At 70.0% G+C, this 24,530-nt stretch carries 27 protein-coding genes and 3 tRNA genes; 20 read left to right on the top strand and 10 right to left on the bottom strand.

The genetic code is table 11. The features are described from left to right. Positions 1-144: 144 nt before the first annotated feature. From OG905_RS17220 to OG905_RS17210, 3 genes are all read right to left on the bottom strand, one after another. The gene (locus OG905_RS17220) at positions 145-804 is read right to left on the bottom strand and encodes a response regulator transcription factor (RefSeq protein WP_323136067.1); all 660 of its coding nucleotides are present in this window, start codon (positions 802-804) and stop codon (positions 145-147) included. A gap of 129 nt (positions 805-933) precedes the next feature. Beyond that, positions 934-2,271 (bottom strand): sensor histidine kinase, encoded by a 1,338-nt coding sequence (locus OG905_RS17215; RefSeq protein ID WP_328682405.1) that lies wholly within the window; start codon positions 2,269-2,271, stop codon positions 934-936. Between the two features lie 753 nt (positions 2,272-3,024). Then, the gene (locus OG905_RS17210) at positions 3,025-4,200 is read right to left on the bottom strand and encodes a sensor histidine kinase (RefSeq protein ID WP_328671584.1); all 1,176 of its coding nucleotides are present in this window, start codon (positions 4,198-4,200) and stop codon (positions 3,025-3,027) included. Between the two features lie 194 nt (positions 4,201-4,394). On the opposite strand from OG905_RS17210, the gene OG905_RS17205 reads away from it, so the two are divergent. From OG905_RS17205 to OG905_RS17150, 12 genes are all read left to right on the top strand, one after another. Further along, entirely contained in the window at positions 4,395-4,793 is a 399-nt protein-coding gene (locus OG905_RS17205) for an NADH-quinone oxidoreductase subunit A (RefSeq protein ID WP_328671582.1), read from the top strand. Then, on the top strand, positions 4,784-5,389 hold the full coding sequence (locus OG905_RS17200; RefSeq protein WP_328671580.1) for an NADH-quinone oxidoreductase subunit B: 606 nt from the start codon (positions 4,784-4,786) through the stop codon (positions 5,387-5,389). The genes OG905_RS17205 and OG905_RS17200 overlap by 10 nt, the downstream gene beginning before the upstream one ends. Continuing rightward, the gene (locus OG905_RS17195; protein WP_328671578.1) at positions 5,386-6,648 is read left to right on the top strand and encodes an NADH-quinone oxidoreductase subunit C; all 1,263 of its coding nucleotides are present in this window, start codon (positions 5,386-5,388) and stop codon (positions 6,646-6,648) included. Before OG905_RS17200 ends, OG905_RS17195 begins: the two co-directional genes overlap by 4 nt. Further along, entirely contained in the window at positions 6,645-7,613 is a 969-nt protein-coding gene (locus OG905_RS17190) for a complex I subunit 1/NuoH family protein (RefSeq protein ID WP_328671576.1), read from the top strand. Before OG905_RS17195 ends, OG905_RS17190 begins: the two co-directional genes overlap by 4 nt. Further along, complete coding sequence (locus OG905_RS17185) at positions 7,613-8,173, top strand: NuoI/complex I 23 kDa subunit family protein (protein ID WP_266479257.1); 561 nt, start codon at positions 7,613-7,615, stop codon at positions 8,171-8,173. The genes OG905_RS17190 and OG905_RS17185 overlap by 1 nt, the downstream gene beginning before the upstream one ends. Continuing rightward, positions 8,170-8,775: an NADH-quinone oxidoreductase subunit J family protein gene (locus OG905_RS17180; RefSeq protein ID WP_328671573.1), complete on the top strand. Its 606-nt coding sequence runs from the start codon at positions 8,170-8,172 to the stop codon at positions 8,773-8,775. The genes OG905_RS17185 and OG905_RS17180 overlap by 4 nt, the downstream gene beginning before the upstream one ends. Further along, positions 8,775-9,152, top strand: coding sequence for an NADH-quinone oxidoreductase subunit NuoK (nuoK, locus tag OG905_RS17175; protein ID WP_324985404.1), 378 nt, complete (start codon positions 8,775-8,777; stop codon positions 9,150-9,152). The genes OG905_RS17180 and nuoK overlap by 1 nt, the downstream gene beginning before the upstream one ends. Continuing rightward, entirely contained in the window at positions 9,149-11,161 is a 2,013-nt protein-coding gene (locus tag OG905_RS17170) for an NADH-quinone oxidoreductase subunit 5 family protein (protein WP_328671571.1), read from the top strand. Before nuoK ends, OG905_RS17170 begins: the two co-directional genes overlap by 4 nt. Before the next feature lie 27 nt (positions 11,162-11,188). Further along, the gene (locus OG905_RS17165) at positions 11,189-12,766 is read left to right on the top strand and encodes a complex I subunit 4 family protein (RefSeq protein ID WP_328682403.1); all 1,578 of its coding nucleotides are present in this window, start codon (positions 11,189-11,191) and stop codon (positions 12,764-12,766) included. Beyond that, complete coding sequence (locus tag OG905_RS17160) at positions 12,763-14,316, top strand: NADH-quinone oxidoreductase subunit N (RefSeq protein WP_328671570.1); 1,554 nt, start codon at positions 12,763-12,765, stop codon at positions 14,314-14,316. The genes OG905_RS17165 and OG905_RS17160 overlap by 4 nt, the downstream gene beginning before the upstream one ends. A gap of 147 nt (positions 14,317-14,463) precedes the next feature. Continuing rightward, positions 14,464-15,327 carry a zinc metalloprotease HtpX gene (gene htpX, locus OG905_RS17155; protein WP_328671569.1) on the top strand — a complete coding sequence of 288 codons (864 nt, stop codon included), beginning with the start codon at positions 14,464-14,466 and terminating at the stop codon, positions 15,325-15,327. Then, entirely contained in the window at positions 15,324-15,716 is a 393-nt protein-coding gene (locus OG905_RS17150; protein ID WP_328671568.1) for a YccF domain-containing protein, read from the top strand. The genes htpX and OG905_RS17150 overlap by 4 nt, the downstream gene beginning before the upstream one ends. 12 nt (positions 15,717-15,728) lie before the next feature. On the opposite strand, the gene OG905_RS17145 is transcribed toward OG905_RS17150, so the two are convergent. Beyond that, the gene (locus tag OG905_RS17145; RefSeq protein ID WP_328671567.1) at positions 15,729-16,997 is read right to left on the bottom strand and encodes an APC family permease; all 1,269 of its coding nucleotides are present in this window, start codon (positions 16,995-16,997) and stop codon (positions 15,729-15,731) included. A gap of 91 nt (positions 16,998-17,088) precedes the next feature. On the opposite strand from OG905_RS17145, the gene OG905_RS17140 reads away from it, so the two are divergent. After that, the gene (locus OG905_RS17140; protein ID WP_324985422.1) at positions 17,089-17,358 is read left to right on the top strand and encodes a GlsB/YeaQ/YmgE family stress response membrane protein; all 270 of its coding nucleotides are present in this window, start codon (positions 17,089-17,091) and stop codon (positions 17,356-17,358) included. Positions 17,359-17,394: 36 nt separating this feature from the next. On the opposite strand, the gene OG905_RS17135 is transcribed toward OG905_RS17140, so the two are convergent. From OG905_RS17135 to OG905_RS17125, 3 genes are all read right to left on the bottom strand, one after another. Continuing rightward, entirely contained in the window at positions 17,395-18,024 is a 630-nt protein-coding gene (locus OG905_RS17135) for an alpha-ketoglutarate-dependent dioxygenase AlkB family protein (protein WP_328671566.1), read from the bottom strand. A 32-nt stretch (positions 18,025-18,056) separates the two neighbouring features. Continuing rightward, positions 18,057-18,581: a methylated-DNA--[protein]-cysteine S-methyltransferase gene (locus OG905_RS17130; protein WP_328671565.1), complete on the bottom strand. Its 525-nt coding sequence runs from the start codon at positions 18,579-18,581 to the stop codon at positions 18,057-18,059. A 183-nt stretch (positions 18,582-18,764) separates the two neighbouring features. Then, positions 18,765-19,253: a YajQ family cyclic di-GMP-binding protein gene (locus OG905_RS17125; protein WP_324985431.1), complete on the bottom strand. Its 489-nt coding sequence runs from the start codon at positions 19,251-19,253 to the stop codon at positions 18,765-18,767. Between the two features lie 194 nt (positions 19,254-19,447). On the opposite strand from OG905_RS17125, the gene OG905_RS17120 reads away from it, so the two are divergent. Then, positions 19,448-19,529, top strand: a tRNA-Tyr gene (locus OG905_RS17120). 174 nt (positions 19,530-19,703) lie between these two features. On the opposite strand, the gene OG905_RS17115 is transcribed toward OG905_RS17120, so the two are convergent. The 3 genes from OG905_RS17115 to OG905_RS17105 form a co-directional block, all read right to left on the bottom strand. After that, entirely contained in the window at positions 19,704-20,120 is a 417-nt protein-coding gene (locus tag OG905_RS17115) for a GyrI-like domain-containing protein (RefSeq protein ID WP_328671564.1), read from the bottom strand. Between the two features lie 51 nt (positions 20,121-20,171). After that, complete coding sequence (locus OG905_RS17110; protein ID WP_328671563.1) at positions 20,172-20,828, bottom strand: NAD(P)H-binding protein; 657 nt, start codon at positions 20,826-20,828, stop codon at positions 20,172-20,174. 83 nt (positions 20,829-20,911) lie between these two features. After that, positions 20,912-22,144 carry an amidohydrolase family protein gene (locus OG905_RS17105; protein WP_328671562.1) on the bottom strand — a complete coding sequence of 411 codons (1,233 nt, stop codon included), beginning with the start codon at positions 22,142-22,144 and terminating at the stop codon, positions 20,912-20,914. Positions 22,145-22,384: 240 nt separating this feature from the next. Here OG905_RS17105 and OG905_RS17100 point away from each other — a divergent pair. From OG905_RS17100 to OG905_RS17075, 6 genes are all read left to right on the top strand, one after another. Then, positions 22,385-22,457 (top strand) — tRNA-Thr (locus tag OG905_RS17100). 46 nt (positions 22,458-22,503) lie between these two features. Then, positions 22,504-22,576: transfer RNA gene (locus OG905_RS17095), tRNA-Met, on the top strand. Positions 22,577-22,665: 89 nt separating this feature from the next. Next, positions 22,666-22,830, top strand: coding sequence for a 50S ribosomal protein L33 (gene rpmG / locus OG905_RS17090; protein WP_003956487.1), 165 nt, complete (start codon positions 22,666-22,668; stop codon positions 22,828-22,830). An 85-nt stretch (positions 22,831-22,915) separates the two neighbouring features. After that, complete coding sequence (locus OG905_RS17085; protein ID WP_328671534.1) at positions 22,916-23,368, top strand: MaoC family dehydratase N-terminal domain-containing protein; 453 nt, start codon at positions 22,916-22,918, stop codon at positions 23,366-23,368. Continuing rightward, the gene (locus OG905_RS17080; protein ID WP_324990307.1) at positions 23,368-23,796 is read left to right on the top strand and encodes a MaoC family dehydratase; all 429 of its coding nucleotides are present in this window, start codon (positions 23,368-23,370) and stop codon (positions 23,794-23,796) included. The genes OG905_RS17085 and OG905_RS17080 overlap by 1 nt, the downstream gene beginning before the upstream one ends. Before the next feature lie 142 nt (positions 23,797-23,938). Beyond that, positions 23,939-24,499 carry a TetR/AcrR family transcriptional regulator gene (locus OG905_RS17075; RefSeq protein WP_328671528.1) on the top strand — a complete coding sequence of 187 codons (561 nt, stop codon included), beginning with the start codon at positions 23,939-23,941 and terminating at the stop codon, positions 24,497-24,499. Positions 24,500-24,530 lie beyond the last annotated feature (31 nt).

The following is a 24,530-nucleotide window of genomic DNA, read 5'->3' as shown; positions in this document are numbered from 1 at the left end:
TGCCGGACATCCATGTGAGACACCCCGGCGCCCTGGTTTGCCATGTTTTGTTCGCCCCCCGGGTCCTTCCTGTAAGACGCTCCCCATTCATACTTTGGTTCTGGGACTAACGACCCGCTCGATACCTGACAGAGTGTCAGCCAATTACGAGTTCAGGTAGGTCAACACCGCCAGTACACGCCGGTGATCCCCATCGCTGGGGGACAGCCCGAGCTTCAGAAAGATGTTGCTGACATGCTTCTCCACCGCGCCGTCGCTCACCACCAGCTGCTTGGCGATGGCTGAATTCGTACGCCCCTCGGCCATCAGGCCCAGGACCTCACGCTCGCGCGGGGTGAGATTGGCCAGCACATCCTGCTTACGGCTGCGGCCCAGCAGCTGCGCCACGACCTCGGGGTCCAGCGCGGTCCCGCCCCGGGCCACCCGCACCACGGCATCCACGAACTCGCGTACCTCGGCCACCCGGTCCTTGAGCAGATAGCCCACGCCGCGGCTGCTGCCCGCCAGCAGCTCGGTGGCGTACTGCTCCTCGACGTACTGCGAAAGGACCAGTACCCCGATCCCCGGATGCTCCCGGCGCAGCTGCACCGCCGCCCGTACACCCTCATCCGTGTGAGTGGGCGGCATCCGCACGTCGGCGACCACCACATCGGGCAACGACTCCTGCGCGGCGAGGTCACCGATCGTCTTGATCAGCGCCTCGGCGTCCCCCACGCCGGCCACCACATCGTGCCCGCGGTCGGTCAGCAGCCGGGTCAGGCCCTCCCGAAGCAGCACTGAGTCCTCGGCGATGACCACCCGCACCCTGTCCTCCACAACCCTGAATCCCCCATGTCGATCCGCGTCCCACCCCTGCACCTACCAGCATCCCAGTATGGGACCCGACTGTGCCCTGGCCGGGAGAATCGACGGGATCGGGCGATTGGGGGCAGATCAGCCACGCCAGGGAAGCTCGGCGGTCACCGTCGTCGGACCGCCGGCCGGGGAGTCCAGGGCCAGGATCCCGTCCACCGCGTCCAGCCGCTCCGCCAGGCCCGCGAGACCGCTGCCCGCGGTGCCCGCGGCGAAGCCGCTGATCGGCAACGTGGCGCCGCCCCGGCCGTTGTCGGTGACCTGCAGCATCAGGCGGTCCTGGGAGCGCCAGACGTCGACCGTGGCGCGGCTCGCCTGCGCGTGCTTGCTGACGTTCTGAAGCAGCTCGGAGACGATGAAGTAGGCGATCCCCTCGATGGCGGGGGCGGGCCTGGAGGGCAGGTCCACCTCGACCGTCACCGGGACCGTGCAGCGCGACGCGACGGCGGAAAGGGCGGCGTCCAGCCCGCGGTCGGTCAGTACGGCGGGATGGATCCCGCGCGCCAGATCGCGCAGCTCCTGCAACGCCACCTTCACCTCGCCGTGCGCCTCGTCCACCATGCGCGCGGCCGCGTCCGGATCCTCGGCCAGCTTCTCCTTGGCGAGCCCCAGATCCATGGCCAGGGCGACGAGGCGGGCCTGGGCACCGTCGTGCAGATCGCGCTCGATACGCCGCAGATCGGCGGCCGCCGTGTCGACGACCACGCCGCGGTCCGACTCCAGCTCGACGACGCGGGTGGCCAGCGTGGAGGGGCCGAGCAGCCCGGTGACCATCACCCGGTCGAAGGAGACGAGAGCGCGGATCAGCCAAGGAGTCACGAGGACGAGCACCAGGCCGACGGCGGCAGTGGAGCCGATCTCGAAGGGGGTGTCGACATAGAACTGGTTGCCGTCGCTGTCGCCGTAGAGCGCGATGCCCGACTGGTCGAGATAGCGCGGGAAGGTCCAGTGCCACAGCGGATACGTGAGCATGGCCCAGGCGTTCACCCAGAAGGTGACCGAGACGACGAAGGCGAAGATCGCCCACGGGAAGTGCAGCAGCGCGTAGAGCAGGTGCCGCCAGGACGCCCCGCTCTTGAGGACGGCGCCGACCCAGGACATCAGCCCGCCCTTCCGGGCCCGTATCGGATCCGGATCCCCGACCTCGAGCCCCAACAGCCCCCGCGCCCGCGCCCGCTCCATCGCCCCGAGCCCCCGGCACCCGGCCAGCCCGGCGGCCAGGACCGGAATCCCGAGGAAGGTGATGAGCAGGCCCGCGCCGAGCGAGACACAGGCGACGGCGAAGGTGAAGAACACGATGCTGATCGGCAGACTCAGCAACAGATAGCCGAACTCCCGCCATGTCCGCCCCTCGATCGGCGCGCGCAGAGCGGCGGGAAGGAAGTGCTCCCGGCGCTCGGATCCGTATTCGGTGGCCATCGGGGTCGTCCGTTCTGCGATGCGGGCTGTCATGGGTCCAGCGTGGGCCCGGGGGAGCGGGGGGCGCCATGTGGTGGGGCACCGTGTTGGGTGGGGGGTTTTCCCCACCATGGGGGTTTGGGGGGCGGGCTTGGGGGGTCGGGGTTCGGGGTGCGGGCCTGGCGGTCCGGGCCGCCCGGTGCCGCGGGGTGCGGCTCTGGGCGGTCCGGGGTGTCCGGTGCCGTGTGGTGCGGGCACCGGGTCGCCTACGGGCTCGACTCCTCGGCGTCGGCGGCGATGAGGGGTTCGTATCGGTCACCCGGTGTTGGCCGCCAATCGGGGGTTCGCCCGACCCTTCACCGCCCCTCCCCACGGGGAGGTGTCGCGGTGCGCGGGGGTTCGCCCGCGAAGCCACCCACTGACGCCCCTGGTCCACGGCACCCACGGACCGTCTCGGCGGCGGAGCCGCCGGAGCCCGGGGGTGTGGGGGCGTCAGCCGCCACGTACCGCTGGCCCGCGTAGCGCCCGACCCGCGCCGGGCACGCTCGCGGCTCCCGCAGGCGTGGGGTGCGGGCGTCAGCCCTGCGGCCATCTCGGGGTCAACCCCGCGTGGTGTCCCGCTCCGCGGCGAAGCCGTCGGAGCAGCAGGGGTGCGGGGGCGCCAGCCCCCGCCACACCCCAGGGGTCTGGGGCGGAGCCCAGTTTCGGGATGGGGGTACCTCCCACGGCCGCCAGGCCGTAGGGGGAGGGCGGGGTGGGGGAACAACCCCCGCCTCACCCCTCCGCCCGCCTCCTCCACGGCAGCTCCGCCGTCACCACCGTCGGCCCCCCCACCGGCGAGTCCAGCACGAACAGCCCGTCCACCGCCCCCAGCCTCTCCGCCAGGCCGGACATGCCCGTGCCCCCGTCCAGCCGCGCGCCCCCGCGCCCGTCGTCGGTGACCTGGATCAGCAGCCGGTCGTTCGCCCGCCACACGTCCACGGCGACGCTCTTCGCCTGGGCGTGCTTGCTGACGTTCTGAAGCAGCTCGGAGACGGTGAAGTAGGCGATGCCCTCGATCGCCGCGGCGGGCCTCTCCGTCAGGTCGACGGTCACCTTGACCGGCGCCGTGCAGCGGGAGGCGACGGACGAGAGCGCCGCGTCGAGCCCGCGGTCGGTCAGTACGGCGGGATGGATCCCGCGCGCCAGATCGCGCAGCTCCTGCAGCGCGAGCTTCACCTCGCCGTGCGCCTCGTCCACCATCGCCGCCGCCGTGTCGGGGTCCTCCAGCAGCTTCTCCTTCGCGAGGCCGAGCCCCATCGCGAGGGCGACGAGCCGCGCCTGCGCCCCGTCGTGCAGGTCGCGCTCGATGCGCCGCAGATCCGCGGCGGCCGTGTCGACGACGACTCCCCGGTCCGACTCCAGTTCCGCGATGCGCCGCTCCAGTTCGTCGGAGGGCGAGAGCAGTCCACGGACCATCGCCCGGTCCGCGTTGGACAGACCGCGCGCGATGAACGGGAGTACGGGCCAGAGCACGAACAGGCTCACCAGCGTCACGCTGAAGGTCAGTACGCCCCACGGCAGCCGTATGAAGGAGTACAGCACCGACCGCCAGGCCACCGGATCCTTGAGGCTTGCCCACAGCCAGGGGAACAGCCCGTCCCGGCGGTGCGGGCCGTGCAAGGGGCTCGGCTCGTCGATCCGTACGCCGAGCAGCGCCCGCGCCCGGCCCCGTTCCGACCGGCCGAGCAGGCGCGCACCCGCGAGCCCGAGGGCGAGGAGCGGCAGACCGATCACGGTCACCGACAGCCCCGCGCCGGTGAAGACCATGACTGCCACGTACACAAAGCCGATCAGCGCGGCCGGCAGATTGGCGAGGAGATGGGCGATCTCCTTCCAGGTGCGGCGGTCGAAGGCGAAGCGCGCGGCCGGCGGCCGGTCGTCGTCGGGTGCGGTGATGCTCGCGGTCATGGCGCCCAGCCTGCCGGGCCGGGTCGCCGCACGCCATGGGGTTCATGGGTGGGATGTAGTAGGGATAACCCCACCTGATGTGCGACTCGACTGCTTACGGTCCCTTTAGCAGGGCCTAGACTCCCGTGCGTAGAGATAGATCGTCGAACAGATCGAACAGATCGCCAACGAGGTTCAGGGAGCGAGGGGCAGACGTGCCGGAACCGACCGTGGCCGTGCTCGCGGCGGACTACTTCGAGACCTATTCGGTCGTCGGACTGCTCGCGTTGATCGGTGTGCTGTTCGTGGCCGTGGCCTTCGGGGCGGGCCGGCTGCTTCGGCCCGTGGTGCCCACGCGGGAGAAGATGCTGACGTACGAGTGCGGCGTCGACCCCGTCGGCGAGGGCTGGGCGCACACCCAGGTCCGCTACTACGTGTACGCCTTTCTGTACGTGATCTTCGCCGTCGACTCGATCTTCCTCTTCCCGTGGGCCACGGTCTTCGCCGCGGCCGGATACGGCGCGACGACGCTCGTGGAGATGTTCATCTTCCTCGGCTTCCTGGCCGTGGGACTGCTCTACGCATGGAAGAAGGGCGTCCTGGCATGGACGTGACCCGGCCCGAGGCCCAGCCCGTGCTCCTGCCGGAGCCGAAACGCCTGGGCGTGCTGTCACGCCTGGCCCCTGAGCCCATGAAGGTGGTCCTCAACTGGGGTCGCCGCTACAGCCTCTGGGTCTTCAACTTCGGGCTCGCCTGCTGCGCGATCGAGTTCATCGCGGCCTCGATGGCGCGCCACGACTTCATCCGGCTCGGCGTGATCCCCTTCGCGCCCGGCCCGCGCCAGGCCGACCTGATGGTCGTCTCGGGCACGGTGACGGACAAGATGGCCCCGGCGGTCAAGCGCCTGTACGAGCAGATGCCCGAGCCCAAGTACGTGATCTCCTTCGGGGCGTGCTCCAACTGCGGCGGCCCGTACTGGGACTCGTACTCCGTGACCAAGGGCGTCGACCAGATCATCCCCGTCGATGTGTACGTGCCCGGCTGCCCGCCCCGGCCCGAGGCGCTGCTCCAGGGCATTCTGAAGCTGCAGGAGAAGATCGCGCGCGAATCGCTCGGCGAGCGGTACGGAAACGGTGGCGCGCGGGCGTCGGCCGATCAGCTGCGCAGCGGTCTGGTCACCCCGCCGCCGGCGCCGGGAGGTGACCGGTGAGCGCCTACGACCGACTCCCCGACGCCGTTACGGAGATCTTCGGCGAGGAAGCCACTGCCGAGCGGGCCTACGACCTGCTCACGGTCGACGTCCCCGTCGGCTCCTGGATCGCCGCGCTGGAGATCGCCCGCGACGGGCTGGGCTGCACGTATTTCGACTGGCTGAGCGCGGTCGACGAACCGGGCGCGGGCTTCCAGGTCTGCGCCCATGTCGTCGCGCTGGGCGGCGGTACGGTCCGCCGCCTGCTGCTCCGTACGACCGTTCCGCACGCCGCTCCCTCCCTCCCGTCCGCTGTCGAGGTCTACGCGGGCGCCGCCTGGCACGAGCGTGAGACGTACGAGATGTTCGGCGTCACCTTCACCGATCACCCGCACCTCGTCCCGCTGCTCCTCCCGGAGGGCTTCGAGGGGCACCCGCTGCGCAAGGACTTCGTGCTGGCGGCCCGCGTCGCGAAGGCCTGGCCGGGCGCGAAGGAGCCGGGGGAGTCGGAACACGGCGGCCCCAAGCGCCGCCAGATGCTCCCGCCGGGCGTCCCGGACCCGAACGAATGGGGCCCGCTCAAGGGCCAGCTCCCCCCTGCCCCGGCCCGCCCCGGGAGGGCAGCCCGTACGGCAGGCGCTCCCGCAGCACCCGGCGAACGCCCGCCCCGCCGCACCCGCAGCGTCGCCGAGGGCTCGGCGTCGCAGGAGACCGCGCCGGTGGAACGCCCGCCTCGCCGTGCCCGCAGCGCTTCGGAGGGCTCGGCGTCGCAGGCCGCGGCGGTGCCCGAGGCGACGGCCGGTGCGGAGACCCCCGAGGCTCCGGCCACCCGGCCCCGCCGCGCACGCACCGCTTCCGAGGGCTCGGCCTCCCAGCAGCCCGCCGCCGGGGCCCGCCCCGGCACCCCGGACGCCCCCTGGCACCACGCCCGCCCGGCCTTCGACGAGTCGGCCACGGCTGAGCCCGCTCCGACGGCGGGCCGCCCGACGCCCGCGCCGGAGGCTGAGCCGAAGCAGCCCGCCCCGGCCCCGGCGGCCGGGACCGAGGCGCCGCCGGCGCCCACGGCACCCGAGCCGCCCGCCGCCGAGGAGCCGGCGACCCCCGCGCCGCAGGCAGCCCCCGCCGCCGAGGAGCCGGCGACCCCCGCGCCGCAGGCAGCCCCCGCCGCCGAGGAGCCGGCCCCGTCCGAACCCACCCCCGACGAACCCGAGCGGCCCGCGGCCGACGAAGCCCCGACCGACTCGGCCGACTCGGCCGAACGCCCCGGAGGAGACGCGTGAACGACGCTCTCGACATCGCCCTCCGGCTGGTCGTCATCCTCGCCGTTTTCCTTGTCCTGCCCCTCGTCATCGGGCAGACCGAGCACAAGGTGATGGCCCATATGCAGGGCCGCCTCGGCCCCATGTACGCGGGCGGCTTCCACGGCTGGGCCCAGCTCGTCGCGGACGGCGTGAAGTTCGCGCAGAAGGAGGACGTGGTCCCGGCCGGTGCCGATCGCCGCATCTTCCAGCTCGCGCCCGCCGTCGCCCTTCTCCCGTACCTCCTCGTACTGGTCGCGATCCCGATCGGCCCGAGCGAGGGCGCGGTCGGTCAGGTCGTCGACGCGGGCATCTTCTTCGTACTCGCCGTGATGGGCGTCGGGGTGCTCGGCTCGCTCATGGCGGGCTGGGCATCGGCCAATAAGTTCTCCCTCCTGGGTGGACTGCGCACCGCCGCGCAGCTGCTGGCGTACGAACTGCCGATGTTGCTGGCCGCCGCCTCCGTCGCCATGGCGGCGGGTACGGTCTCGCTGCCGGGCATCCTGAACGCCTTCGAATGGTGGTGGCTGCCCTGGCAGATCGTGGGCGCCCTGGTCTTCTTCACCGCGGGCCTCGCCGAACTCCAGCGTCCGCCCTTCGACATGCCGATCGCCGACTCCGAGATCATCTTCGGCGCGTACACCGAGTACACCGGCCTGCGTTTCGCGCTGTTCCTCCTGGCCGAGTACGCGGGGATCGTCGTCCTGTGCGCTCTGACCACCGTCCTCTTCCTGGGCGGCTGGCACGGCCCGTTCGGGGCGGACGGTCTCGGCTGGGTCTGGACCCTGCTCAAGACGGCCGTACTCGCCTTTGTCGTCATCTGGCTGCGCGTGAGCTATCCGCGGATGCGCGAGGACCAGCTGCAGAAACTCGCCTGGACCACGCTCATCCCGCTCGCCCTCGCCCAGATCGCCCTCACCGGCATCGTGAAGGTGGTGATGCAGTAATGCCTCCGATCCCCGGATCCGGCCTCGCGAAGGGCCTCGCCGTCACCCTGCGGACGATGACGAAGAAGACCGTCACTCAGCAGTACCCGGATGCCCAGCCCGAACTCCCGCCCCGCAGCCGTGGCGTGATCGGCCTGTTCGAGGAGAACTGCACGGTCTGCATGCTCTGCGCCCGTGAGTGCCCCGACTGGTGCATCTACATCGACTCCCACAAGGAGACGATTCCGGCTGCCGCCCCCGGCGGCCGCGAGCGCAGCCGCAACGTCCTCGACCGGTTCGCCATCGACTTCTCGCTCTGTATGTACTGCGGTATCTGCATCGAGGTCTGTCCTTTCGACGCGCTGTTCTGGTCACCGGAGTTCGAGTACGCGGAGACGGACATCCGCGAACTCACCCATGAGCGGGACAAGCTCCGCGAGTGGATGTGGACGGTGCCCGCGCCGCCCGCGCTCGACCCGGGCGCCGAGGAGCCGAAGGAGATCGCGGCGGCCCGCAAGGCAGTCGAAAAGCTGGCGGCCGCCCAGGCCGAACCGCCCGCGGACGAGGGGGGCCCCGCATGATGCTCGCCGCAGCCGAAACGCACGGCTTCCTCTCCCCGACCGGCGTCGAGATCGCTTTTCTCCTCGTCGGCCTCGCCACGCTCGGCGCGGCCGCCATCACGGTCACGACCAAGCAGCTGGTGCACGCCGCCCTCTGGCTGGTCGTTGCCCTCGGCGGCCTCGCCGTCGAATATCTGCTGCTGACGGCCGAGTTCATCGCCTGGGTGCAGGTCCTGATCTACGTCGGTTCCGTGGTCGTCCTCCTTCTCTTCGGGCTGATGCTCACCAGGGCCCCCATCGGCCGCTCCCCGGACGCCGACTCGCGCAACGGCTGGGTCGCCCTCGCGGTCGCACTCGCCGCCGCGGGCGCCCTGGTCTGGGTGGTCGTGGACGCGTTCCGCACGACCTGGATCGATCTGGACGGACCCTCCCAGGGCTCCACCCAGGTATCCGGCGAGTTCCTCTTCCGGCACTGGGTGCTGCCGTTCGAGGCGCTCTCCGTACTGCTGCTCGCCGCCCTCGTGGGGGCGATCGTCCTGTCCCGCAAGGACACCAAGGCATCCCAAGACGCCAAGGGCCCCAAAGACACCAAGGACGTCAAGGCTCCCGAGGGGAAGAGCTGATGCACCTCGCCTATCCCGCTGTGCTTGCTGTCCTCCTTTTCTCCGTCGGGCTGTACGGAGTGCTCGCGCGCCGCAACGCGATCCTGGTCCTCATGTCCGTCGAGCTGATGCTCAACGCGGTCAACCTCAACCTCGTCGCCTTCGACGTCTGGATGCGCGACACCCTGCACGCCGGCCAGGCGCTCACCCTCTTCACCATCGCCATCGCCGCCGCGGAGATCGGCATCGGCCTGGCGATCGTCCTGATGGTCTACCGCAACCGCGGAACCTCGGACGTCGACAAGCTTCGCGACACCGCCGAGCGCCCCGACGACGAGCCCCACGACCCTGACGCCGACGCAGCCGCCCGGGCGCAGAAGGCCGAGGCCACCGCGTGACCACCACGACCCTCGCCGTCCTCGTCCCCCTCCTTCCGTTCCTGGGCGCCGCGGCCGGACTGCTCCTCGGCCGCACCGCCCCCGGTTTCGTACGGCCCCTTGCCGTCCTGCCGACCCTCGCCGCGGCGGCCATCGCCGTCCTCGTCGCCGTCCGTCAGGGCGGGGGCAAGCCGATCGTCGCCTCGACCGAGCTGACCCCCACCGGGTCGGTCCCCATCGACCTCGCCCTGTACCTCGACGGCTTCGCGGTCCTCGTCGCCGTCCTGGTCGGCGTCGTCGCTTCGTGCGTGCAGATCTACTCGACGGGCTATCTGCGCGACGACCCGCGCTACCCCTCGTACGCGGCTCTCGTCTCCCTCTTCACCTCCGCGATGCTGCTCGTCGTCTACTCCGGCGACCTGATGGTGCTCATGGTCGGCTGGGAGATCATGGGCATCTGCTCGTACTTCCTCGTCGGCCACTACTGGGAGACGCCCGAGGCGCGAGCCGCCTCCCTCAAGGCCTTCCTGGTCACCAAGCTCGGCGATGTCCCCTTCCTCTTCGGTCTGTTCGCGCTCGCCACTGACGCCGGAACCTTCCAGATCACCGGAATCCTCGGCTCCGTCGCGGCCGGTGGAATCGATCACCCGACGCTGATCGCCCTGCTGCTCCTCGCGGGTGTGGCGGGCAAGTCGGCGCAGTTCCCGCTGCACACCTGGCTCCCCGACGCGATGGCGGGCCCCACCCCCGTCTCCGCGCTGATCCACGCCGCGACGATGGTCGCCGCCGGTGTCTACTTCGTGGCCCGGCTCCTTCCCGTCTTCGCCGCATCCGCGGCAGCACTCATCGTTCTCGCCGTGATGGCCGCCGTCACCATGGTCGGCTCGGGCCTCGCCGCCCTCGCCCAGGACGACGTCAAGCGGGTCCTCGCCTACTCGACCATCGGCCAACTCGGCTATATGACGGGCGCGCTGGCCGTCGGTAACCGTGGCGCCGCCGTCTTCCACCTCCTTGCGCACGGCGCGTTCAAGGCGCTCCTCTTCCTCGCCGCGGGCGTGATCATCCATGCCGCGGGCACCAACTCGCTGGCCGCCATGTCCCGGATGAGCGGTCTCGCCAAGCGCATCCCCGACGCGTACTGGACGATGACCGTCGCCCTGCTCGCGCTCGCCGCCATCCCTCCCTTCGCGGGCTTCTTCTCCAAGGAAGCGATCCTCGTAGCCGCCGAGCACGCAGCGCTCGGCGAATCCGACATCGCGCCCGGCGCCGCCGGCTGGACGGTGCTGGTCTCCGGCCTGATCGCCGCCCTTCTCACCGCCGCGTACGCAATGCGGCTGTGGCTGCTCGCCTTCCGCGGCCGCGGAGCCGAAGCCCCGGACCACGGCCGCGAGCCCGTCGCCATGAACGCCGTGCTCTGGGTGCTCGCCATCCCCTCCCTCGGCTTCGGCCTGACCATCGGTTATCTCGACGACTGGTTCGACGGCCAAAGCCTCACCCCGACCGTCACCACCGCCGTCCTCGGCACGGGTGTCGCGCTCGTCGGTGGACTGATCACCTACGGCACCTGGCGCGCCCTGCAGTTCCGCGCGGGAGCAGCCCTCGCCAGGGGGCCCATGGGCGCCGTCGCCGCCCACCCGGAGGCGGCGCCGTCGGTCACCGAGGCCGAGGCCATCGCGACCCACATCCCCGCGTACGACGACATCGCGGCAGCCCCCGACCAGTCGGACCCCGGCCGACTTCTGCTTGGCCCGCTCCACCGCCACGCCGCCGTCGGTTTCCACGTCGACGCGGTCTACTCCGCCCTGTTCGTACGCCCCGTCCGGGCCGCCGCCCAGCTGGTCAGCTTCCTGGACCGCGAGGTCGTCGAGACGTACGTACGCGGATCGGGCACGGGAGCCCGCTGGCTCGGCGCGGCCGTCCGCCGCGCCCAGACCGGCAATGTGCAGACCTACCTGAGCGCGCTGCTGGCAGGCTCCGTCGTCCTGGCGATCGCCGCCGTCGTCCTTTCCAACGTCAACGCGGGATCGTGAGCCGTGATCGATATCAGCGAGTCCGTGATGCAGTTCCTTCTCGCGTTCATCGTCGTCGGCCCGCTCATCGGGGCCGGGGCCGCGCTCCTGCCCGCCCCGCCCGGGCTGCGCGGCAAGAGCCCGGACCAGGCGGTCCTGCGCCACGGCGTGACCTTCACCGGCGCGATCCTCGCCGCGGCGATCGTGCTCGCCATCGGCTTCGACCACGACCACCCGTCGAAGATGCAGGCCACGACGGACATCAGCTGGATCCCGGCACTCGATGTGCGGATCCACTTCGGCGTCGACGGCATTTCCCTCCCCCTTCTGGTCCTTACGGCGCTACTGACCTTCCTGTGCGCGCTGTACAGCTACTACAAGATGCCTTCGGGCCCGTCCCCGAAGGGCTTCGTCGCGCTGCTGCTCGTCCTGGAATCCGGGACTCTCGCGACCTTCGCCGTCCTCGACCTGCTGCTCTTCTTCCTGGCCTTCGAGATGGTGCTCATCCCGATGTACTTCCTCATCGCCCGCTGGGGCGGCGAGGAGCGGCAGTCCGCCGCCTGGAGGTTTATCCTCTACACGCTGCTCGGCTCTGTGGTCATGCTGCTCGGCCTGCTGCTGATCGGGCTGAAGACCGGCACATTCGACATGGTGGCACTCGCCACTGACAACGGCCGTGGGCTGACCGCATCCACGCAGGTCATCGCCGTTTTGGCGATCGGGCTCGGGCTGGCCGTGAAGACCCCGATGTGGCCGTTGCACAGCTGGTTGCCGGACGCGCACACCGCCGCACCGACCGTCGGCTCCGTCCTCCTCGCCGGCGTACTGCTGAAGATGGGTACGTACGGGTTTGTCCGCATCGTGTTGCCCATCGCGCCCGACGGCATGCAGACCTTCGCGCCGTATCTCGCCGCCTTCGCCGTCGCCGGCATCATCTACGGATCCCTGGCCTGCCTCGCCCTCGCCAAGCAGGGCGCGGGCGGCGACCTCAAGCGCCTGATCGCGTACTCCTCCGTCGGGCACATGGGCTTCGTGCTCCTCGGCATCGCGACGATGACCCCCACCGGCGTCAACGGCGCGCTCTTCGCCAACATCGCGCACGGCCTGATCACCGGTCTGCTCTTCTTCCTGGTCGGCGCCCTGAAAGACCGCTACGGCACCGCGGACCTCGACACCCTCTCCGGGGCCACCGGGGCGGCCCTCTACGGCCGGGCCCCGCGCCTCGGCGGCCTCCTCGCCTTCGCCGCCGTCGCATCGCTCGGCCTGCCCGGCCTCGCAGGATTCTGGGGCGAAATGCTGGCGCTGTTCGGCGCGTTCGATCCCGCCGAGGGGCTGAGCCGCCCCGCCTTCCTCACGTTCATGGCGATCGCCGGCTTCGGCACCCTGCTCACCGCGGCGTACCTCCTCGTCGTCGTACGCCGCGTCTGCATGGGCGCGCTGCGACCGAAGGGGCAGACGGGGCAGGAGGAGCAGTTCGTGAAGCCGCTCGCCGATGTCCAGAGCTATGAATTCGCGGCCTGGTCCCCGCTCGTCGCCCTCACCGTCCTCGCCGGACTGTGGCCCGCCGTCCTCCTCGGCCTCACCGACCCGGCCGTGCAGAAGCTCCTCGCAGGAGGCAAGTCGTGACCGTGGCAGCCGACAGCGTCACCAGCCTCGTCCAGTCCGTCGACTGGCTCACGATCGCGCCGCCCACCATCACCGCGACGGTGGCCCTGATCGTCCTGGTCGCCGACCTGTTCGTGTCCGAGAAGCGCAAGCCGCTGCTCGGGGCCGTCTCGATCGCCGGTCTCGTCGCCGCGCTGATCACCCTCGTGCCGCTGCGCGAGGGCAACCGCGCGACGTTCTGCCTCACGACCGACGCGGACGCGTGCAGCTACACCGCCGACCGCTTCACGATCGTGATCCAGCTCCTCGTGCTCGGAGGCGCCCTGCTCACCGCCCTGCTCTCGCTCCACGACACCCGCAAGAAGCTCCCCGCAGGGGAGTTCTGGTTCCTGCTGCTCTCCTCGGCGGCCGGTGCGGCACTGCTGCCCGCCTCGCGCGACCTGGCCACCCTGGTCGTCGCCCTCGAGGTCGCATCCCTGCCGGCCTTCGCGCTCGTCGGCCTCAGGCGTGGCGACCGGCTCTCCAGCGAAGCGGCCCTGAAGTTCTTCCTGTCCTCGGTCACCGCGACCGCCGTGATGCTGCTGGGCGTCAGCTTTGTGTATGCCACGACGGGGACCCTGCACCTCACCCAGATCGCGACCGAGCTCGACAAGGTCCCCGGCCAGCTGGACAGTCTCGCCAAGGTGGGCATCACGCTGACTCTCGTCGGCTTCGCCTTCAAGACGGCCGCGGTTCCTTTCCACTTCTGGGTTCCCGACACTTATGTCGGCGCCCCGCTGCCCGTCGCCGCGTATCTCTCCGTTGTCGGAAAGGCCGTTGGCTTCTCGGGCCTCATCCTCGTGACGGTCATCGCTTTCCCCGGATACGCGGATGTTTGGGGCCCGGCCATGGCTGTCCTCGCGGGTCTCACCATGACCGCGGGCAATGTCGCGGCGCTGCGGCAGTCGGCCACGCGCGCGTGGAGCGCGGTACGCCTGCTGGCCTGGTCCTCCGTGGCACAGGCCGGGTACCTCCTGGTGCCGATCGCGGCCGCCGCGTACTCCAGCGACGACCAGATCGGCGCGACCGTCGCGTACGCCCTGATGTACGGAATCGTGAACCTCGGAGCCTTCGCGGTGGCGGCGGTCGTCGCCCGTACCCGGCCGCTCAACCGGATCTCCGACTACCGCGGCCTCTACGCCACCCGCCCGCTGACCGCCCTCGCCATGGGCTTCTTCCTGCTCTGCCTGGCAGGCCTGCCGCCCGGCATCGTCGGCCTGTTCGCGAAGGTGACCGTCTTCTCCTCGGCCGTCGACGCGGGCCTGGGCTGGCTGGCCGTCGTCATGGCCATCAATGTCGTGATCGCCCTGTACTACTACCTGCAGTGGACCGCGATCCTCTTCCGCGCCCCCGAAGGAGCCGCGGAGGCAGTCACGGAGAGCGCCGAGGCGGGCGGCGAGGCAGCAGCTGCGGCCAGAAGGCGCGCCCCGGCCCCGGTGACCGTGGCCATCGTCCTGACCGCCGTCGTCGGCGTCGTCCTCTCCGGCTATCCCCAACTGGTGCTTCGCTTCGCGGCGACCAACCTGTTCTGAGCGACACCCGAACGGCCCACTCCAAGGGCCGGCGCACAAGGGAACTAGCGTCCCTCGCCTCGCGTTGACCTGTACAGAAGGGTCCACTGGTGAGTGGAGCACCATCACGCGAAGGGTTCCCCTGCGGCACCACTTGGAGGGCGTACCGTGCACCGCCGGCACAACGGGCTGAAGACCGCCGTACTCCTCGGGGGACTGTCCGCTCTCATCCTCGTCATCGGCAGTTTCTTCGGCCGTACTGGCCTGATCGTCGCGCTCTTCGTGGCGCTCGGCACCAACGCGTACGCCTACTGGAACAGCGACAAGCTGGCACTGCGGGCCATGCGCGCCCGTCCCGTCAGCGAATTCGAGGCGCCCGCGCTGTACCGCCTGGTCCGTGAGCTCTCCACCGCCGCCCGTCAGCCCATGCCCCGCCTGTACATCTCGCCGACCCAGGCACCCAACGCCTTCGCCACCGGGCGGAACCCGCGCAATGCCGCGGTGTGCTGCACCGAGGGAATCCTGCAGATTCTCGACGAGCGCGAGCTGCGCGGCGTCATCGGCCACGAGCTGAGCCACGTCTACAACCGCGACATCCTGATCTCCTCCGTCGCGGGCGCGCTCGCCTCGGTGGTGATGTTCCTGGTGAACTTCGCCTGGCTGATCCCCATAGGCCGCTCCGACGACGACGAGGGCCCCGGCCTCATCGGCATGCTGCTGGTCATGATCCTCGGTCCGCTGGCCGCCTCAGTGATCCAGTTGGCCGTCAGCCGTTCGCGGGAATACGAGGCGGACGCCTCAGGCGCCCAGCTCACCGGTGATCCGCTCGCCCTTGCGAGCGCCCTGCGCAAACTCGATGCCGGTACGAAGCAGTTGCCGCTGCCGCCCGAGCCGCGCCTCGAGACCGCGAGTCATATGATGATCGCGAATCCGTTTCGCCCGGGACCGGGCCTCTCCAGGATGTTCTCGACACACCCGCCCATGGCGGAGCGCATTGCCCGACTCGAGCAAATGGCAGGTCGTCGCCCGTGAAAACTATCCTGAACGTCATCTGGCTCGTGCTGTGCGGCTTCTGGATGTTCCTGAGCTACATGGTTGCGGGACTCGTGCTGTGCATCACGATCATCGGCATCCCCTTCGGCCTGGCCGCGTTCCGCATCGGCGTGTATGCCCTCTGGCCCTTCGGCTACACCGTCGTCGAACGCCGTGATGCCGGAGCGCCGTCCTGCGTCGGCAATGTGCTGTGGCTGGTCCTCGCCGGCTGGTGGCTGGCGCTCGGTCATATCGTTACCGGTATCGCCCTGTGCCTCACGATCATCGGCATCCCGCTGGGCATCGCCAACTTCAAGCTGATCCCGGTCTCGCTGCTGCCCTTCGGCAAAGAGATCGTCCGCACGGACCAGCCGTTCGCAGTGCGGTAGGGGACGACGCCCCTATCCCCGTCGGCGTACCGCGTACACCACGACGCCCACGGCCAGAACCGCCGCGCCTGCCGCCACCGAGAGTGCCGGGAGAGCGAAGGCCAGCACGAGGCACCCGGCGAGCCCGAGGCCCGCGGTCACCCGTACCGTCGTCGCTCGTGCCTGCGTCACTCGAACGGGCGTATCCCGATCCGATTCGGAACTCAGCGTCCATGCCGAGGCGTTAGCAATGGCGTAGTACACCAGCACTCCGAACGACGAGAAGCCGATCGCCCCGCGCACATCCGCCGTCGCCGCCACCACGGCGACGACAGCGCCCACCGCGAGCTCCGCCCGGTGCGGCACATGGAAACGGGGGTGCACGGCGGCCAGCGCGCCCGGCAGATGACCGTCCCGGGCCATCGCCAGCGTCGTCCGTGAGACGCCGAGAATCAGCGCGAGCAAAGACCCGAGCGCCGCCACCGCGGCCCCCACCCGCACCACGGGCGTCAGCCACTGGGCGCCCGCAGCTCGCACGGCGTCGGCGAGCGGAGCCGTCGCCCTGCCCAACTCCCCGGCCCCCAGCACAGAAAGGACCGATACCGCCACGCACACATAGACCACCAGCGCGATGCCCAGCGCCAGCGGCACGGCACGCGGGATCGTACGCGCGGGATCTCTCACCTCCTCGCCGAGCGTGGCGATCCTGGCGTACCCCGCGAACGCGAAGAAGAGCAGCCCCGCCGCCTGGAGCACGCCGCCCGCCCATGCGTCCGCGCCCACATCCAGCCGCTCGAAGTCCGCCGAGTCCGACCCGAGGGAGACCACCACGACCGCAGCCAGAACCGCCAGCACCACCGCCACGATCGCCCGCGTCAGCCACGCCGACTTCTGAACGCCCCCATAGTTCACGGCAGTCAGCGCCACCACCGAGGCAACCGCCACCGCGTGCGCCTGGTCCGGCCAGGCATACGCCCCGACCGTCAACGCCATCGCCGCGCACGAAGCGGTCTTCCCGACGACGAACGCCCAGCCCGCCAGATAGCCCCAGAACTCGCCGAGCCGCTCACGCCCGTACACATACGTCCCGCCGGAAGCGGGATAGCGGGCGGCGAGCCGTGCCGACGACATGGCATTGCAGTACGCGATCACGGCCGCCAGAGCCAGCCCCAGCAGCAGTCCCGACCCGGCGGCACGGGCGGCCGGACCGAGTGCCACGAAGATGCCCGCGCCGATCATCGACCCCAGCCCGATCACGACCGCGTCGAAGACTCCCAGGGACCGCCGCAGTTCCGGTGTCATGTGACGACCCTACTGATCTCCGCAACCGCGCTCAGTCCCCCCGACGTCCTTGAGAGCACGAGCACCACCGTACGAAAGGCAGGTTCACGGCATGGGCATCATCAGCTGGATCATTCTCGGGCTGCTCGCCGGCGCCATAGCCAAGATCCTGCTCCCGGGCCGCGACCCGGGGGGCCTGATCGGCACCACACTCATAGGTGTGGCAGGCGCGTTCATCGGCGGCTGGATATCGGCCCGGTACCTGGATCGGCCCATCACCAACGAGTTCTACGACGGGGCCACTTGGGCCGCGGCCATCGGCGGCGCGCTCGTGCTGCTGATCGTCTACCGGATCCTGTTCGGCCACTCGCGCTCGCGCTGACGCCCGCAGTGCTCGCCCAGCACCCGCCGCTCCCGCTCAGCCCGGCAGGCCGGTCTCGCGCAGGGTGATGTTCAGCCGTCCCCTGCTCATGCCCGTCGCGGGGTCGGCCGTGCCCGGGTACACCTTCGGCACCCCGTGGTATGCGAAGCGTGTGGGTCCCCCGAAGACGAACAGGTCCCCGGACGCCAGCTCCACATCCGTGTACGGCCGCCCCCGCGTCTCGGTGTTCCCGAACCGGAAGACGCAGGTGTCGCCGATGCTCAGCGACACCACCGGAGCACCGGAGCGCTCTTCCTTGTCCTGGTGCATCCCCATCCGCGCCGCACCGTCATAGAAGTTGATCAGGGCGGTGTCGGGGGCGTACGCCTGATCCGCCTCGTCCTCCCCGTACGCAGCGACAAGAGCCGACCGCCCCAACTCCGCAAGCCAGCGAGGGAATTCGGCGACCCGGGCGCCGTTCACATCGTCCGCCGTGCGGCTGTACCGGTACGGCTGCCAGTGCCAGCCCACGCACACGGTCTGCACGGACATCACGCCGCCACCCGGGAGCAAGGTGTGGCGGATCGGGACCGGGCCGAGGGCCCAGGAGCGGCATGCCTCCGCCAGTTCCCGCTGTCGCTCCACCGCCAGCCACCCCGGCACATGCACCGCCCCAGGGGCGATCACCGCCCGCTCCCTGGGGAACAGTGCCTCACCCCTCACGGCGTCGGCACGCCCTCAAGCACGCCCTCGAGCCCGAGCAGACGCTGCTTGCGCTCCAGCCCGCCCGCGTATCCGCGAAGGGTGCCGTCCGCTCCGATCACCCGGTGACACGGCCGCACCACGAGCAGGGGATTACGCCCGATCGCGGTCCCCACCGCGCGTACCCCCGCGGCCGAGGTGCCGACCTGCTGGGCGATCTGTCCGTAGGTTGCCGTCGCCCCGTACGGAATCTCTTCCAGCGCCTGCCACACCCGGCGCTGGAACTCCGTCCCGCCGTCCACGTACTCGATCTCGAAGTGGGTCAGCCGGCCCTCGAAGTACGCGCCGAGCTGCCTGCCGATCTCCTCGAAGGCCGCAGGGTCGCGCCGCCAGCCGTCCCGTACGACGGCCGCGCCCTTCTGGCCGGGCAGCGAGAGCGAGGCGAGCGCGGTGCCGCCCTTCGCCGTGGGGGACTCCTCGCCGACCAGCAGCAGTTCGCCCAGCGGGCTGTCGATGGTCGTGTAGACCGTCCTGGCGGTCATGGCCCGTTCCTTTCCTCGCAGCGTGTCCTGCGCCGTACGCCTACGAGTCTGCGACCCCCGCTCCGCCGAAGCTGGCGGTATTCGGACATCACGCCCGGCCGAAGCGCCCCGCCCCCGCCACACGAGGCGAGGGCGGGCGGCCGAGCCGCTCCGCCCCCGGTCGCCAGTCACGCGCCGCCGGAATCAGCGGTAGTTCACGAACTGCAGCGCGAAGTCGAAGTCCTGCCCCTTCAGCAGCGCCTGTACGGCCTGCAGGTCGTCCCGGCTCTTCGAGCTGACCCGCAGCTCGTCGCCCTGGACCTGCGCCTTGACGCCCTTCGGGCCCTCGTCGCGGATGATCTTCGCGACCTTCTTGGCGTTCTCCTGGGAGATGCCTTCCTCGATCGAGGCGAAGATCTTGTACTCCTTGCCGGACAGCTGGGGCTCGCCCGCGTCCAGCGCCTTCAGCGAGATCCCGCGCTTGACCAGCTTGGTCTGGAAGACATCGAGGATGGCGGCGACGCGCTCCTCGGAGTTGGCCTGCATAAGGATCTTCTCGCCGGACCAGGCGATCGAAGCCCCGACGTTCTTGAAGTCGTAGCGCTGGGAGATCTCCTTCGCCGCCTGGTTGAGGGCGTTGTCGACCTCCTGCCGCTCGACCTTCGAGACGATGTCGAAACTGGAGTCGGCCATGTCCTGTGGCTCCTTGTATCGGGTGCGTGGAGGCGCGGCCGGAGTCCCGGACCGCACCCGCAAGCCTAGCCACCCGCACCCGTCCCGAGGGCTGATCAATCCGGTGGTGGAGCACCCCCGGGCATCAGGTATCGTTTACGTCGTTGCCACGGAGCACCACCCCACAGCGGGTGACTTTCACGGCGACATCCCATGGCGGTGTGCCCGAGTGGCCAATGGGAACGGACTGTAAATCCGTCGGCTCTGCCTACCCAGGTTCGAATCCTGGCGCCGCCACGTGATGACAATGGCCCCCGATCTGCGGAAACGCGGACCGGGGGCCATCGTCGTATACACCTGTCCCAGGGCCGGCACTGGGAGACTGCAGGCACCCCGTCCGAACTCCAGGCACCCCCGTCCGGACGGCCGACACCCCCTGCCTGCCCTCGTCGAGCGTGATCACCGCCGCCCTCAGTCGGCCAGCCGGAACGCGAGCTCGATCTCCCACTTGGACGGGTCCGGCTCGACGCGGGGGTCGGTCAGATACGACTCCAGGCGGCAGGCCCAGCGCTCAGCGCCGTCGACCACCGTCATGTCCCACTCCAGACCCTCCCGTTCCGCCCATTCCCGTACCGCCGATATCTCCCTCGGGCTCCGGCATGGACACGACGGGGATGCCCGCCTCGACCTCCGACTCCCCTTCCATGTCGATGCTGTTGAAGCGGAAGAAGGGGGCGCCGCGAGCTCCGCGCCGCGGCTGGTCAGCCAGCCGAACAGTTCCGGCAGCCGGTCCGCGATCGGGGCGAAGGCGTCCATCCGCACGGTTCCGCGGACGAACGCGTAGAGCTGTTCTCCGCGCTCCACGACCGGTGGGTGAATATCAGGCATGTGTTCCCTCATCAATTCAGAACAGAAACGTGGACCACATCGCCCGCGGGCTCAGTTTCCGGCGACGTCCTTCACCGCGACCGTCACCGGCACCGAGCCGCTGATCAGCTCCAGCGTCAGCCCCGCCGTCGCCGGCGTCTCCACCAACTCCGCGAGCACCGCTGCCACATCGTCACGCGGCACCATCCCGCGCCCTGTGGACGCCTTCAGCTGTACGAGACCGGTGCCCGCGTCGTTCGTCAGTGAGCCCGGCCGCAGAATCGTCCAGGCGAGGCCTCGCCTGGACCGTACGTCGTCGTCCGCCGCGCCCTTCGCCCGCAGGTACACGTCGAACTCGCTGTCGCCCGCGTGCTGTGCGTTCGCGCCCATCGAGGAGACCACGATGTACCGCCGTACGCCTGCCCGTTCCGCCGCGTCCGCGAACAGCACCGCCGCGCCCCGGTCCACCGTGTCCTTGCGCGCCTTGCCGCTGCCCGGACCCGCGCCCGCCGCGAAGACGGCGGCGCCGGCGCCCTGAAGCGCGGCGGCGACCTCCTCGGCCGAGGCCGACTCCAGGTCGAGAAGGACCGGTTCGGCACCGGCTTCACGCAGGTCGTCGCCTTGCTCAGGTCTGCGGATGATGCCCGCGACCTCGTGTCCGCCCGCCGACAGCAGCCGTTCGAGACGGAGTGCGATCTGACCGTGTCCTCCAGCGATGACAATGCGCATGCCTACGACGGTACGTCCGAAGCGCCCGGCTCGCTCAGGGACTCACCTTCTGCGACGTCAAGCGCAGACGTCAGGGGCAGACGTCAGGGGCAGGTGTCCGGCCGCCCCTGCCGGGGCAGTTCGAGCGCGACCGCGGCCGCCGAGTCGCAGTACTCCCGTACCGCGCTGGTCCGGGCCACCACCCGGCCGCGGTGAATCACGATCCGGCTGTACGCGAGCGACAGGACCCCCGAGATCCGCTCGCCGCGCACCGCAAGCAGCTCGGCCGGGAAGCCTGCCTCCACCCGTACCTCCGGCAGTCCCATCGCCTGCCGCGCGACGCCCGCCACCGTCCCGTACGCCTCACGCGCCGCCATCCCGCCCTGAGAAGCCAGCAGATACGCGGCCTCCAAAGGATCGCCGCGGCCCACCGGATTCGAAACGTCGCGCAGCGCCCCGCTGCCCGCCGCGACCCGCACCCCGGCGGCTCGCAACAGGCGCACCGGCGCGTTGCCCCGCAGCTCGACGGCCCCGCAGCCGCCCTGGGGCATACAGACCACCGTGACCCCGGCCGCGGCCAGCTGGTCGGCCGCCCTCGACGCCACGTCGCGCGGCAGCCGGGCGAGCCCCGCGCACGGCCCGATCGCGACGCCGGGCCGCAGGCCGCCCGCCATCGCCGCGAGCCGGGCGAGACGGGCCGGATCGTCGCCGTGGGTGTGCAGATCGACGGGGCAGCCGTGTTCGGCGGCGACTTCGAGCACGGCTTCCGCGTACCCGGTCGGATCGGGGTCGGTGTCCGGGCAGCCGCCCACCACCCCGGCGCCCATCTTCACCGCATCCCGCAGCATCGCCAGGCCGTCGGCTCCTGCGACGCCCGTGAGCAGCCGCGGCACGGCCACGGCCGTCAGATCCGCGAGCCCGCGCAGCGAGCGCCGCGCCTGGAGCACCGCCTCCAGCGGGCCGAGCGCGTGCACGTCCCCGATCCGTACGTGCGAGCGCAGCGCGGTCGCCCCGTGTCCGAGCTGCAGCAGGGCGGCCTCGGTGGCACGCCGCTGGACGTCTTCGGTGTCGTACGAAACGGGTCCCAGGGAGTCGGCGGTCAGTGCCGTGTCCCCATGGGTGTGCGGATCTGCCGGGGCGGGCAGCAGCAGATAGCCACTCAGGTCGACGCGGGTGGCGTGCGGGGTGAGGCTGCCCGCGGTGCCGACGGCCTCGATGCGTCCGCCGCTGAGCCGTACGTCCACAGTGCGGCCGTCGGTGAGCCGGGCGTCGCAGAGCAGCAGCGCGGTGGTGTCCGCCGTGGCGCCGTCGGGTGGCTGCGGCTGGCTGTCGGGCATCGCGCTCCTGGGTGGGGCGGTGGGGCTCGGGCGGCGTGACGGAAAACAAGATCACAAAGACAAGATCACGCAGCGTGAGTCGAGCCTAGGGGCGCGCCGAGCGCGCTTCGAGGAGGAGCGCAATAGTCGTACCGGTGTGGCCACGAGTGGCGTACGAGACGGGCGGGGCTCAGGCCGTGCGGAGGGCGCCGAAACGGATTTGGGCGATCGGCGACCGACCGTGTAATGTCTTCATCGCTCGCCCCAATAGCTCAGTCGGTAGAGCGTCTCCATGGTAAGGAGAAGGTCTACGGTTCGATTCCGTATTGGGGCTCTGATGTCGGGGATCCTCACCTCCGGGTGAGGAGATCCGGTATCGCAGCGGTGTAGCTCAGTCGGTAGAGCAAGCGGCTCATAATCGCTGTGTCACCGGTTCAAGTCCGGTCACCGCTACACACAGTAGCCGATTGTGGGGTCGGTCCTCCGATCGGCTACTCTTTTATGCGTTCATCCGTTCATCCGTCCGTCCAAGGAGCACTCACGTGGCTGCCACCGACGTCCGCCCGAAGATCACGCTGGCCTGCGTGGAGTGCAAGGAGCGGAACTACATCACCAAGAAGAACCGGCGTAACAACCCGGACCGTCTTGAGATGAAGAAGCACTGCCCGCGCTGCAACTCGCACACGGCGCACCGCGAAACGCGCTAATCAGGCTCGTACACGAGGCCGCCCCCGACTCGGGGGCGGCCTCGTGTCGTTTGTTGAGGTCCATCTGTCAGGAGGGAGCCAGTCCATGGCGCTCGACCAGTCCTTCGTGGGGCGGACTTATCCGCCCACCTCGCCTTATGAGGTAGGCCGGGAAAAGATCCGCGAGTTCGCCGAGGCGGTGGGCGACGCCAATCCCGCGTACACCGACCCGGATGCCGCCAGGGCGCTCGGCCACTCCGATGTGATCGCGCCGCCGACTTTCGCCTTCGCGATCACTTTCAAAGCTGCGGAACAGGTTATTCAGGACCCGCAGTTGGGGCTCGACTACGACCGCGTGGTGCATCGCGAGCAGAAGTTCGCGTACACCCGGCCGGTCGGCGCGGGGGACCGGCTCGCCGTCACCTCGACCATTGAGTCCATCAAGTCCCTTGCGGGCAACGATGTTGTGGACATCCGGGGAGAGGTGCGCGACGAGGCCGGCGCCCATGTCGTGACCGCGTGGACCAAGCTGGTGGCGCGCGCTGCCGAGGAGGCGTGATGGCTGCGAAGATCTCTTACGCGGACGTCGAGGTGGGCACCGAGCTTCCGGCGCAGAGTTTTCCCGTGACGCGGGCCACCCTGGTGCAGTACGCCGGCGCCTCGGGCGACTTCAACCCGATCCACTGGAATGAGAAGTTCGCCACGGAGGTGGGACTTCCCGATGTGATCGCGCACGGCATGTTCACCATGGCCGAAGCGGTCCGCGTCGTCACGGACTGGGCCGGCGACCCGGGCGCGGTCGTCGAGTACGGCGTCCGCTTCACCAAGCCCGTCGTCGTGCCGAACGACGAGAAGGGCGCGCTGATCGAGGTCAGCGGCAAGGTCGCGGCGAAGCTGGACGACAACCGCGTCCAGGTCGACGTGACGGTGATGAGCGAGGGGCAGAAGGTGCTGAGCATGTCCCGCGCCGTGGTGCAGCTCTCCTGAGGGGCCGCGCCCGAGCGGTACGGCGATGAGTAAGGGGTACCCCTCCATGGGGGGTGCCCCTTACCCCGCTTCCCCTTGCCCTGCCTCCATACCTTTCACTTACCTCTTGACTTGTTAGTGATTGGCCACTAACTTAGCTTTCATGGTCAGGATGAGCGCAGAAGAGCGACGCGAGAGCGTCATCCGCGCAGCGATCACCGAGTTCGCGCGAGGCGGCTACGACGGCACCTCCACCGAGGCGATCGCCAAGCGGGTCGGGGTGTCGCAGCCGTATCTCTTCCGGCTGTTCAAGAACAAGCAGGAGCTCTTCCTCGCGGCGGCGACCCGCTGTCTGACGCAGACCCGCGAGGCGATGGCGGATGCCGCGCGCGATGTGGCGCCGGAAGATGTGCACCTCGCGATGGGGACCGCGTACAAGCAGCTTCTGGCCGAAGACCCCGACAGGCTGCTCATGCAGATGCAGGTGTACGTCGCCGTGGCCTCGGCCGAGGCGGCCGGGGACCATGACTTCGGCGAAGCGATCCGGGCCGAGTGGGAGAAGCTCTGGGACTTCTCGCATCTTGCCCTCGGCGCCGATGTGAAGGAGACCACGTACTTCCTGTCCTACGGAATGCTGATCAACGTCCTTGCCTCGCTCGGCTTCCCGAAGAGGCATCGGGTCTGGTCGGCCTTCGACATGTCCAAGATTCCGGTGGCGGAGTAGGCGCTCGCGCGTTCATGGATGAGCGCGTTCT

Source organism: Streptomyces sp. NBC_00322, assembly GCF_036147535.1.
GTDB lineage: Bacteria > Actinomycetota > Actinomycetes > Streptomycetales > Streptomycetaceae > Streptomyces.
The sequence above is the reverse complement of the archived record's forward strand: the minus strand, read 5'-3'. Positions and strand labels throughout refer to the sequence as shown.